The sequence below is a fragment of the Lactobacillus nasalidis genome (genome assembly GCF_016587775.1).
GTDB lineage: Bacteria > Bacillota > Bacilli > Lactobacillales > Lactobacillaceae > Lactobacillus > Lactobacillus nasalidis.
Genome location: NZ_BOCG01000414.1, coordinates 1 through 11,502, shown reverse-complemented (window position 1 = coordinate 11,502; position 11,502 = coordinate 1). Strand labels below are relative to the sequence as shown.

Sequence of the window (11,502 nt, the reverse complement as noted above, 5' to 3'; positions counted from 1 at the left end):
CATCCAGAATTAAATCATGCGCTATAAATTTTAAAGAAAGGAGAGTTAATGGCTAAGGCCTTGGCCTTAGTCATGCGGGTTGGCTGTATCCGAGGATTGGCGAGAGCCTTTCCAAGAAGTTGCAAGAGTGGTGCTTCGGTGCCTGCGCTGGTCAATGCGGTTACCCCCTTGTTGGGATATCGGAATACCAGTGATGACGGCAATAAGAAAAATGTCTGTATCCATGTCTTTGGACATACGTAGTCAAAAATTACTATTTGGCTACATTGCACACATTTTTTGCAGCAGAAACAAAATGTTCTCATTCGATTCGGCAGCTCTAATTGAAGAGCTGAAAAGCGACATTGCGGTTGAAGGCGTAAAGACCGTTTGGGCTTACTGGGTTGTAATGCCTAACGGGCAAGAACTCTATGTTGACTACTTTTACGTTGACGATGAGTTCCCGATCCGCCGGTTTGGGCCGAGCTTGAAGGACTTCGACCTGAAAATGGCTGAGGAATTCAACTCGTTCAACCGGAAAAAGATGCCGGCAACCGAATTGCTGGAATTGCTTGAAAAGGAGGACGAAACCCTGTGAAAACTAAAGCAGAAAAGGCCGCCAACGAACGCTGGAAGGCCGCAAATAAGGACAAGCAGCGGGTTTACCGCTACCGGTCCTATGCACGTAAGTTCATTCGTGACATGGCAACGGCTGAGGACTTGCAAGAGTTCAAAGCCTTGATCCATGATCGGGAAGAAAAAGAGAAAAAAGTTTAGATTTTTTCTTTACATGTCGGTTAGTAAGGGATACAATAAAGACAGTTAAGGAACAAAGAAGAGAAAAGGAGAACAAAATGATTAACGGAACTGTTAAGATGTTGCTTGAAAATTATCTTGCTCCATTCCTTGAAGAAGAGGACAAGATCGGCAGAAAGACGGTTGACGTGAAAAAAGGAAGAATTAGAATCTTCGACACGCCAAAAACCCTTCACTGCTCAATTCAACTTGACGATGTCGGGCTGACAGAGCAAGAGGCCGTTGATCTTATCAATCACGAGCGGCTTAACTTGGCCCTTGCGGGGTCAAGCCACCCGATCACCGAAAACTGGAAAGCAAGTAAATTCTAAAAGAAGGAGAACCTAAAATGGCTATGACTAAAGAACAATTCAAAGCTTCAATCATTGACGGCATCAAGGCCGGACGCCTTGATGCATGCAACGGCGTAGAATTTGGGGAGGTTTACACTAATCTCCCTCAGTACTACTGGTGCGTCAAGGGTGACGAAGTAACGGAGGATTCTCCGCTTTACGTCGACAACGAGCAGCCAAAGCTCCGTTTCGGCGTCACCGTCGCTGACATCGAGGACTACACCGTGAAAGACTTCGAGGAGCTCTCAGACAGCGAAGTCAAGCAGGCGATGCTTGACATCGTCAACGACTACGGTGTCGATGACTGGTACGATCAGTACCAGGAGGAGGCCTAGATGGTATCGCCAGCGCAAGCTCGATCGGCCCGCAAGTGGGACGCCGAGCACAGAGACATCATGAGAAAATCGGCCGCCAAGTCTAGCACAAAGCGGTACATACTAAAACTAGCCGACAAAGACGACCTTAGAGAAGTTCAGCAGTGGCTAGCACAAAGGAAATCAGAAGGAGGAAAACAAGATGACTAAGTTAACCGAAGAAACTACCTACTACGTGGTCAATGCCACAGATGACGGCAGCGATGCTTTTGCCGTAAAATTCGACGGCAAGGCAGAAGCTGAAGAATACCTTCGCACGGAACAATGCGATTTCCGTGAACTCCAGTTGCTGACCGAAGACCAGTTCCTGTCAGATTGGTCAAAGCCAGCTGAGGCTTACGGCAGTGAAGAAGACGCCAGCCAGGACGGCTATGTCTGGGACGACGGCTTTGAGAGATGGATGGAAATCCCAGTCAGAAACGCTTGACGATCAAACACTTCCGGGTTAATATATAAACATAACTTCCCCACTTCCGTGGGGGTGATCCGGAGGACACTGTGAAAAAGTCCAATGGATTATATACTTCCTCACGTATGTGGGGCTGCGGACTCTTCGGAGCCCGCTTTTTTGTTGCCCTAAAATTTCACAAGGCGGGAACTGAAAAGGGAACCGAGTTTGCGAAAGCTAGTAATTGTTAATTCACACAAAGCCTGTTAAATCAATGTTAAGAATCGCTAGTTATCAGTAGTTTTAGCACCCGGGAGAATTAAGTATTTTACATTGATTTAACAATCATCCATGAATGCATTTAACCTGTCTCCTTTAAGATTAAGTCAGTAAGAATTCAAGGAGGAATCAACATGTCACGCAAAAAAACCAAAGTCGCTATTGTTGCACTTGTTTTGCTGGCAATCGTCACTGGCTGCGTAATCGGCAGCTCGAAAGCTGATACCAAGGGAGTCTCCGGGACGGTCAACGTGGCCGGCTCGTCTGCTTTGCTGCCATTGGTGCAGAGCGCCGCAAAGACTTTCATGGACGAAAACCCGGACAGCGTCATCAACACTAACGGCGGCGGGTCCGGCCAAGGCCTGCAGCAGGTATCCGACGGCACGATTGACATCGGTGACTCGGACCTGTTTGCAGAAGAAAAGCTGGACAAGAAGTCAGCCAGCAAGCTGGTTGACCACCAGGTCGCAATCACTGCTATTGCACCAATCATCAACAAGGATGCCGGGGTCAAGAACTTGACCACCAAGCAGCTGATCGCTGTCTTCACCGGCAAGGTGACCAACTGGAAGCAGGTTGGCGGCAATGACTGCCGGATCGTTCTGGTTTCCAGACCGTCTTCATCAGGTACGCGGGCTACTTTCGAGCAATATGCTCTGAAGAACCACGCCAGCCAGTCCAACCAGTCTCTGGAAACTGACGACTCAGGTACTTTGATCCAGATGATCCAGAGCGTTCAAGGCTCAATCGGCTACGTTGCCCTGTCATACCTGACCGGGGACCCGCAAGTCGGCATCGTATCTATCAACGGTGTCAAGCCGACGCTGAAAAACGTCTACAACGGCAAGTATTCTGTTTGGAACTATGAGCACATGTACACCAAAGGCCAGCCAAAGGGCGCAGCCAAGGCCTTCTTAAAGAAGATGATGAGCCAGGACTACGCTTCCAAGATCGAAGCCATGGGCTACGGTGTCGCTTACAAGTTGTCAGCTGCTGCTAAAGCAACGCGGCAGAAAGGAGAATAAGGCATGGACAAGGTAGTTCAAAAGGCAATTGCCAGCGATAAACGCTGGCGGGCGGTTTATATCGCCTGCGGTCTGCTGATCGTCGCTTTGACTCTTTTGATGGGGGCCTTCCTGCTCTACCAGGGCAGCCAGACCTTTATCAAGGCGCACCACAGCATTTGGGAATTCCTATTTAGCAGCGACTGGGCTCCGCTGGACAAGACGGGCATGTTCGGCGGCAAGGTCGGGGCAGCCATCTATATCGTTGGCTCCCTGGAAACTTGTCTGCTGGCTTTGATCATCTGCCTGCCTTTCGCGATCGGCTCAGCCGTCTACATGACGGAAATCTCGCCAAAAATCGGTGAAAAGTTCTTCCGGCCAGCTACGGAAATCTACGTCAGCATCCCATCCGTTGTTTACGGTTGGTTTGGCTTGACCAAGCTGGTTCCTTTGATCAGAGGCATCTTCCACCCGAAGATGGGCGGTTTCTCGGTTCTGGCAGCCGCAATCGTCTTGGCCATCATGATTTTCCCGACCATCACCACGGTTTCGGCTGACGCCATCAAGGCCGTTCCTGGCAGCTACAGAGAAGGTGCCTACGGCTTGGGTGCCACCCGCTGGCAGGTAATCGGCAAGGTCGTTTTGCCAGCCGCTTCTGGCGGCATCCTGACCGGGATCATCCTGGGCCTGGCCCGGGCGATCGGTGAAGCCCTGGCCGTAGCCATGGTTATCGGTAAGACCCGGTCATTTGCAACGAGCCTGCTGTCACCAACCAGCAACTTGACCAGTGCAATTGCTGCCGACATGGGCAACACGGCCCAAGGCGGGGAATACAATCTGGCCCTGTGGTCAATGGCCCTCTTGCTCTTCATCATCTCTATCGTTTTGATCGTCTTGATTCACAAGCTTGGCAACGGAAAGAAGGATAAATAATGAGCCGTGCAAAAAGAAAAGATCGGCTGATGACGGGATTTTTCTACGCCATCGGCTGGATTATGCTGGCCTTCCTGCTCTACTTAACGCTCTCAATCATCTTTGACGGCCTGAAAGGCTTCCAGTGGGACTTCCTGGGAGCGGCCGGCAACGGGATTTTCAATCAGTTCTTCAACACTATCTACTTGGTTTTCCTCTCACTGTTATTCTCAGTGCCGATCGGCATCGGAGCCGGGGTTTACCTGGCTGAATACGCCAAAAAGGGCAAGTTTTTGACAATGTTTGAAATCAGTATCGAATCATTGTCCTCACTGCCATCAATCGTCATCGGTTTGTTCGGCTACCTGGCCTTCATCATGTGGACGGGGATGTCCTGGAACATCCTGGCCGGGGCGCTGACCATTTCAATTCTTTCAATTCCTCTGATAACTACTGAAACCAATAACGCGATCCGGTCTTTGCCGGCTGAATACAAGGAAGGTTCCCTGGGTCTGGGGGCAACCAAGTCCGAAACCATCCGCAAGGTTCTGATTCCGGCTGCCATGCCGCAGATCCTGACCGGGGTCATCATGGCTGCCGGCCGTGGCTTCGGTGAAGCCGCCGCCCTCTTGTACACGTCAGGCCAGTCAACTTACATCAACTGGCAGAACTTCTGGAAAGTCACTTCACCGACTTCACCGCTGAACCCGTTCAGAAGCGGGGAAACCTTGTCACTGCACATCTGGGTCATGAGAACTGAAGGGGCCTTGAACCCGTCAGCCACCCAGATTGCCAACTTCACTTCAGCTGTTCTGGTAGTCCTGGCTCTGCTCTTTACTTTGGTAACGCGCCACATTTCCGATAAGATGCGCAAGCGCAACAACGGAGGAAACTAATAATGGAAGACAAAATTACAATCGAAAACCTGAATCTCTACTACGGCGATTTCCACGCCTTGCACGATGTCAACATGCACATCCAAAAGAACGAAATCACGGCTTTCATCGGCCCGTCCGGCTGTGGTAAGTCAACTCTGCTCCGGTCGCTTAACCGCATGAACGACTTGGTTGAGGGATGCCGCATCGATGGTTCCGTCAAGCTGGACGGCACTGACATCTACAACGGGGACTTGGACGTGACGGTCTTGAGACAAAGAGTCGGCATGGTCTTCCAAAGACCAAACCCGTTCCCGATGAGCGTTTACGATAATGTTGCTTACGGCCCCCGCATCCACGGGATTACTGACAAGCAGGAACTGGACGAAATCGTTGAAACTTCCTTAAAGCAAGCGGCTATCTGGGATGACTTGAAGGACCGGCTGAAGAAGTCAGCGCTCGGCCTTTCCGGTGGTCAGCAGCAGAGACTCTGCATCGCGCGGGCCCTGGCTGTTAAGCCGGAAGTATTGTTGATGGACGAACCGACCAGTGCGCTGGACCCGATTTCAACTTCTAAGATCGAAGAACTGGCTCTGGAACTGAAGAAGGACTACACCATCGTGATCGTTACGCACAACATGCAGCAAGCGGTGCGTATCTCTGACAAGACTGGCTTCTTCCTGCTCGGCGACCTGGTTGAATTTGGGGAGACTGATCAGCTCTTCTCAATGCCAAAGGATGAAAGAACTGAAAGATACATCACTGGTCGGTTCGGTTAAGGCAGAGGAGGCCAAAAATGAGAACTAGATTTGATAGAGAATTGGCTCACTTACAAGAGGCAATGGAAGAAATCGGGCAGTTGTGCAAGGATACAATCTCCGAGTCAACGGATACCCTGTTTACTGGCAACTACCATGAGGCGGAAGACACGATCAACCTTCACCACCGCATTCACAAATGCGAGCGTGACATCGAAGACACCTGCCTGCGCCTGTTGATGGAGCAGCAGCCGGTTGCCACCGACCTGCGGGTGATCAGCGCCTCATTGAAGGCGGTCTACGACTTGGAGAGAATCGGCGAAATCGCGGCTGATATTGCCGAACTGGTGCTTAACGAGCACCTCTCAATTGCCAATGACATGCTGAACTTGAAGAGCATGTCCCAAATCGCCACCGGCATGGTAAATGACGCTGTTACCGCGCTGGCCGGCAAAAATGAAGACTTGGCCAAAGCCGTAATTGCCCGCGAAGACCAAGTTGATGAAAGCTTTGATAAAGCCAAGGCATTTTTGATCGATAACTTCAGCAAGGAAGGCAATCCGGAATATTTGATCAATATGATGATGGTCGCAAAGTACTTTGAAAAAATCGGCGATCACGCCGTCAATATTGCTAAATGGTCCTTATTTGTAACTACCGGCAAGGCTGGCAAATAAGCCCATGAATTCCTCTTACCGCTCTTGTGAAAGATTATGGTCTTAAACTATAATTGAAATTAAGCAGAAAGGTTAAGGGGATTTTTTTATGACCGAAATTTGGTGTGTTGAAGACGACGAAAGCATCCGCGAAATTGAAATGTATACCTTGGAATCAATGAGCTTCAAGGTACGCGGCTTTGAAGACGGACAGACTTTTTTCAAGGCTTTGGAGAGCAACCGGCCGGATTTGGTGATTCTGGATCTGATGCTGCCTGACGAAGACGGCAGTGAGATTCTGCACAAGCTGCGGAGCAACTCGGCAACTGAAGATTTGCCAGTCATCATTGCCAGCGCTAAAACGGCTGAATACGACAAAGTCAAGAATCTGGACTCAGGGGCCGATGACTATCTGACGAAGCCATTCGGCATGATGGAAATGGTTTCGCGGGTCAAGGCCGTCTTGAGGCGGACCAACCGCAAGAAGGAAGACAAGATCGAGAAAGACGGCATCAAGATCTTGCTGAAGCGTCATGAAGTTTATGAAAATGGCCACCAGGTCGATTTGACTTTGAAGGAATACGGGCTCTTGAAGCTCTTGATTACTCATCCGGGAACTGTTTTCTCCCGTGAAGAAATCATGGATCAAATCTGGGAGACTGGTTTTTACGGTGAAACGCGCACGGTTGACGTTCACGTGAGAACCTTGAGACAAAAGTTAGGTGAGGCTGGTAGACATATCGAAACGGTGCGCGGTGTCGGTTATCGCTACCATGAAGCAGATTGATGTTTAAAAAGATATTTCGGGCGAGTTTCCTTTCGACGGCGATGGTGGTATTCTTCGCCGTCCTTTTCAGTGCAATCCTGCTGAGCATCGACTTTGACCACAATGAAGTCGCGGCTTTGGCTTCCCAGGCCGATTTGGCGGCCAGCGGGGTGAATACCAGCGGCAAAAAGTTTCTCAAGAATCTTAAAGGAGAAAACTACCGGATTACTTGGATCAACTCCAAAGGCAAGGTTTTGTACGACAACGAGGAAAATCCAAAGAAGATGGGCAACCACGCCAAAAGAAAAGAAGTTGCCCAGGCAATGAAGTACGGGCAGGGAACCAGTGAGCGCTACAGCACGACCCTGTCGACGGTTACCATGTATTATGCTGAAAGACTCAAAAACGGCGGCGTCATCCGGGTGGCAATCACCAGAAACACCCTCTGGCACATGCTGATGCGGCTCTTGTCACCGCTGTTGCTGATTCTGCTGCTGGCGGTTCTGGTCTCCTGGTTCCTGGCCAAGATGGTCTCGCAGACGATCGTCAAGCCGCTCAACCAGCTGGATTTGGACAAGCCGCTGCAGAGCAGCTCTTATGAGGAAATCAAGCCGCTGCTGACCCGCCTGGACAGCCAGAATAGGCAGATTGCGGATCAGATGGAGCAGCTGCACCATCGGGAAAAGGAGTTTAAGACGGTGACTGATGCCATGCAGGAAGGCTTGATCCTGACAGATCTGGACGACCGGATTCTTTTGTCCAATCCGGCAGTGGTCTCGCTGTTGGGCTTGGGCGACGATAACGTTTTGCCTGACGACGTTAAGGAAATCATCAACCAAAACAGCCGCCTGGCCCACGCCGAGGGAATCATCGAGCGCGGCGGGCGCAATATCCAGATCAGCGCCAGTCCGATTACCAGCCACAAGGTCCTGAAGGGGACCTCGATTCTGGTGGTCGACGTGACAGAAGAATACCATGAAGAGCAGGTGCGCCGCGAGTTTACGGCCAACGTGTCTCACGAGCTGAAGACGCCTCTGCAGTCGATCATGGGCTCGGCTGAGCTGCTGGAAAACCACCTGGTCAAAGATGAGGACCGGGATGCCTTTTACAAGAAGATCCATGAGTCCTCGTCACAATTGCTGACCTTGATTGACGACATCATCCGTTTGTCGCACCTGGATGAAAACCAGCGCTTTGAAGAGGTCAAGCTGAACTTGAAGAGCCCGGTGGCCGAAGCCATCGAGGCCCTGCAGAGCTCGGCAGACCGCCATGGCGTCAGTCTGGAAACCGACCTGGGCGACAGCATGATTTTGGCCAATTTCCGCTTGGTTTATGAGATTGCCTACAACCTGATCGACAACAGCATCCGCTACAACAAGCCAAACGGCAAGACCAAGGTTACGGTCAAGGAACACCGCGGCCAGGCAATCTTGCAGGTGGCGGACACCGGGATCGGGATCCCGCAGGAGGCGCAGAGCCGGATCTTTGAACGCTTCTACCGGGTGGACAAGAGCCACAGCCGCAAGACTGGCGGGACTGGCTTGGGCCTGTCGATCGTCAAGCATGCCGTTCAGCAGTGCCACGGGACCATCCGCCTGGAAAGCGAACTGGGCAAGGGGTCAACCTTTACGGTGCTTTTCCCGGCTTTGCCGCAGGAAGCAGACCAACTCTAAAGAAAAACAAAAAACAAGCTCACCGCGATCAGCGGCGGGCTTGTTTTTTTAACGCGAATTTGAAAAAGAGGCTTAGTTGTCGAAGTGGAATTCCAGATCTTTTTGCAGCTTGTAGCTGGTCAGCTTGTCAGCATCCAGGTCGGTCTTGTGCATGTCGACGGCGTGGATGTCCGGGTTGCCGTAAGTGGTGTAGTAGTAGATCCCCTTTTCCTGGTTCATGCAGGAAGAGTAGATGGTGTACTCGTATTCGCCTGGGGTAACTTCGCACAGGCTCTTGACCTGCTCAACGGAGCCCAGGATCTTGAGGAACTGGTTGACTGAGCTGGCTTCATCCTTGTCGCACAAGCTGTTGTACTTGGTGAAGACGCAGCGCACGAAGCGGGACTTGCTGGACAAGTCGCCCGGCAAACCCAGGCCGCTCATGCCGCGGGAGTATTCGTGCAGGTCCAGGTCCTTGGCGAACTTGTGCTCCAGCGGGTGGGCTGAAAGGGCGTAGTAGTCGTTCAAGGCGAACTTCATGATCGGGAATGGCGGGTTGTTGGTCATGACGCCAACCGGGTTGTCGTAAACGTGCAGGCCGTCTGCGGTGGATTCGACCACGATGCTGCCGTCCTTGTCAGCAATCATCCAGTGCAGGGTGCTGGTCGGGAATTCCTTGGAGAAGTTCTCGGCTGAGATGCTGATGTTGGCCAGGGCTTTTTTGGCCTCGGCAACCGTCTTGCAAGTGCCCAGAATGTATGGAATCAGTTCAAAAGAAGTGATGTTGTTCTTGCCGGCAACGTCTTCAAAGTAGTGGGCGTTGTCCGGGAAATTAAGCCCGGCCATCCCCAAGCCGGCTTCATTGACGGCATCATAGTAAAGCGGGTAGTCGCCAACGACCGTTGCCATCCCGATGATGGCGTAGTGGCTGTTTAAATCCGGCACTTTCCGCATCGGGAAAACATAGTTTCTTGGGGTAATCGTAACCGTTTCATTGTAGGAAAAGTCCAGGTCCAGATTACGCCCGAAATAGTGATCTTCAGTTGCAAAAGTAATTGCTGTACACATGTTAAATACCTCCTGTCAAAAAATATTGTAGTTCTTTTTGAGGCAAAAACAAAGAAAAATATTTTAAATTTTAAAAGAGAAAAATATAATAAAAACAATAAAGAATAAGTTAAATGCTATTAGAATAAGAATATTAGTTTTGCTTTTAGCGAGGGCAAAGCCGTGCTTTTATGGCAGCCTTAAAAAGAAAAGGACTGAATTTTATTAGCAGAAGCACATAGAAAGGCGGCGCTTTTTTAATAAACAGCGGATTTGGTTCTTGCCAGCTGGCTTGCAGGTGTGGTAGGATACTAGGCGAACAAAAAAATAAACCGCGAAAGGAGGCGAAAGCCTTGCGTCTGTAATCTTGCATTTTCATAGTCAACCATTCACGAAACGGGCGGTCAGGAATTGGCCGGCCGCCAAGGGGGTTGCTGTGCACTTTTGCAAGATTGGCGCTGCTTTTGCCGCAGAGAGTCTGTCCATTGTAGGGGTGCAGACTCTCTTTTTTTCTTTTCGAGGTAGCAAATATGACTGCAATTCAGATCAACCATCTTTCATACACTTATCCCAGCCAGGCCAAACCGATTTTTACCGACCTGACGCTGGACCTGGATTCAAGCTGGAAACTGGCCCTGGTAGGGCGAAACGGCCGCGGCAAGACGACCTTTCTGCGCCTGTTGGCCGGGCAGCTGGGCCAGCAGGCGGGAATCAAGAGCCCGCTGAACTTTGCCTACTGTCCCCGCTCTTTGCCCCGGGACCAGTCAGCTTACCTAAGTCTGCTGGGGGAGCAGGATTTTGAACTCTGGCGCCTGGAAAAAGAAATGAACCGGCTCCGGCTGAGCCCAGACTTGCTTGATCAGCCCTTCGGCGACTTGAGCGGCGGTGAGCAGAGCAAGCTGCTTTTGGCCCTGGCCTTCAGCCAGCGGGACGTTTTCCCCCTGCTTGACGAGCCGACCAACCACTTGGATGCTGCCAGCCGCCAGGAGGTGGCAGACTATTTGAAAAAGTCCCGGCAAGGCTATATCGTGGTCAGCCACGACCGGACTTTTCTGACCGAAGTCAGCGACCATGTGCTGGCACTGGAAAACGGCGAAATTCACCTCTACCGGGATGATTTTTCCGGCTACCAGACCAGCAAGCAGCACCGTGACGAAGAGAACCTGGCCCGAGACCGGCAGCTGCGCCGCGAAATCAAGAGCCTGGAGAACAGCCGCAGGCAACTTGCCGCCAACGCCCGGCAGGCGGAAAACAGCATTCACAGCAGGGGGAAGATCAAGCCAGACCGGAAGGCAGAACTGAGCGACAAAGGCTTTTTGAGCAAGCGGGCCGCCAAAGTGATGCAGCGGTCCAAAAACGTCGCGCGGCGGCAGGCCAGAGAAGAAGCGGCCAAGCAGGGCCTGTTGAGCAATATTGAAGCCGCCCCGCGCCTGGACATGAACTTTAAAGAGGATTATCACCGGGAATTGTTTGTTGGCCGGCAGCTCAGCCTGAATCTTGCCGGCCGAGAGCTGTTCGCGGATCTGGATTTGGTCCTTCCCAGCCGCGGCATCGTGGCCTTGACCGGGCCAAATGGCAGCGGCAAGACCAGCTTCATCAGCTGGCTGCTTGGCCGGCAGGGCCTGGACTGCCGCGGGGACTGGCAGCTGCAGCCGGGCCTGAAG

14 protein-coding genes are annotated in these 11,502 nt (G+C 51.5%); 13 read left to right on the top strand and 1 reads right to left on the bottom strand.

The features are described 5' to 3' along the window. The first annotated feature begins 295 nt into the window (after nt 1-295). The 12 genes from lacNas_RS07645 (at nt 296) to lacNas_RS07590 (ending at nt 8,812) form a co-directional block, all read left to right on the top strand. Nucleotides 296-577: a hypothetical protein gene (locus lacNas_RS07645; protein ID WP_201332065.1), complete on the top strand. Its 282-nt coding sequence runs from the start codon at nt 296-298 to the stop codon at nt 575-577. Further along, nucleotides 574-756, top strand: a complete 183-nt coding sequence (locus tag lacNas_RS07640) for a hypothetical protein (RefSeq protein WP_201332064.1) — start codon at nt 574-576, stop codon at nt 754-756. Before lacNas_RS07645 ends, lacNas_RS07640 begins: the two co-directional genes overlap by 4 nt. 77 nt (nt 757-833) lie before the next feature. Continuing rightward, nucleotides 834-1,106, top strand: a complete 273-nt coding sequence (locus lacNas_RS07635; protein WP_201332063.1) for a hypothetical protein — start codon at nt 834-836, stop codon at nt 1,104-1,106. A 17-nt stretch (nt 1,107-1,123) separates the two neighbouring features. Continuing rightward, nucleotides 1,124-1,462, top strand: a complete 339-nt coding sequence (locus tag lacNas_RS07630) for a hypothetical protein (protein ID WP_201332062.1) — start codon at nt 1,124-1,126, stop codon at nt 1,460-1,462. A 181-nt stretch (nt 1,463-1,643) separates the two neighbouring features. Next, nucleotides 1,644-1,928: a hypothetical protein gene (locus lacNas_RS07625; protein ID WP_201332061.1), complete on the top strand. Its 285-nt coding sequence runs from the start codon at nt 1,644-1,646 to the stop codon at nt 1,926-1,928. Nucleotides 1,929-2,302: 374 nt separating this feature from the next. After that, nucleotides 2,303-3,193 carry a phosphate ABC transporter substrate-binding protein gene (locus lacNas_RS07620; RefSeq protein WP_201332060.1) on the top strand — a complete coding sequence of 297 codons (891 nt, stop codon included), beginning with the start codon at nt 2,303-2,305 and terminating at the stop codon, nt 3,191-3,193. Between the two features lie 3 nt (nt 3,194-3,196). Beyond that, nucleotides 3,197-4,105, top strand: coding sequence for a phosphate ABC transporter permease subunit PstC (gene pstC, locus lacNas_RS07615; RefSeq protein ID WP_201346746.1), 909 nt, complete (start codon nt 3,197-3,199; stop codon nt 4,103-4,105). Beyond that, a complete protein-coding gene (gene pstA / locus lacNas_RS07610) occupies nt 4,105-4,980 on the top strand; it encodes a phosphate ABC transporter permease PstA (protein WP_201331438.1) in 876 nt (291 codons plus the stop codon). The genes pstC and pstA overlap by 1 nt, the downstream gene beginning before the upstream one ends. 2 nt (nt 4,981-4,982) lie before the next feature. Next, nucleotides 4,983-5,738 carry a phosphate ABC transporter ATP-binding protein PstB gene (pstB, locus tag lacNas_RS07605; RefSeq protein ID WP_244660716.1) on the top strand — a complete coding sequence of 252 codons (756 nt, stop codon included), beginning with the start codon at nt 4,983-4,985 and terminating at the stop codon, nt 5,736-5,738. A gap of 17 nt (nt 5,739-5,755) precedes the next feature. After that, a complete protein-coding gene (gene phoU, locus lacNas_RS07600) occupies nt 5,756-6,394 on the top strand; it encodes a phosphate signaling complex protein PhoU (RefSeq protein WP_201331437.1) in 639 nt (212 codons plus the stop codon). Nucleotides 6,395-6,482: 88 nt separating this feature from the next. After that, nucleotides 6,483-7,160, top strand: a complete 678-nt coding sequence (locus lacNas_RS07595) for a response regulator transcription factor (RefSeq protein ID WP_201331436.1) — start codon at nt 6,483-6,485, stop codon at nt 7,158-7,160. Continuing rightward, on the top strand, nt 7,160-8,812 hold the full coding sequence (locus lacNas_RS07590) for a sensor histidine kinase (protein WP_201331435.1): 1,653 nt from the start codon (nt 7,160-7,162) through the stop codon (nt 8,810-8,812). Before lacNas_RS07595 ends, lacNas_RS07590 begins: the two co-directional genes overlap by 1 nt. A gap of 72 nt (nt 8,813-8,884) precedes the next feature. On the opposite strand, the gene bsh is transcribed toward lacNas_RS07590, so the two are convergent. Further along, the gene (gene bsh, locus lacNas_RS07585; protein ID WP_201331434.1) at nt 8,885-9,859 is read right to left on the bottom strand and encodes a choloylglycine hydrolase; all 975 of its coding nucleotides are present in this window, start codon (nt 9,857-9,859) and stop codon (nt 8,885-8,887) included. A gap of 509 nt (nt 9,860-10,368) precedes the next feature. On the opposite strand from bsh, the gene lacNas_RS07580 reads away from it, so the two are divergent. Beyond that, a partial coding sequence (locus lacNas_RS07580) for an ATP-binding cassette domain-containing protein (protein WP_201346745.1) occupies nt 10,369-11,502 on the top strand: 1,134 nt, incomplete at its 3' end.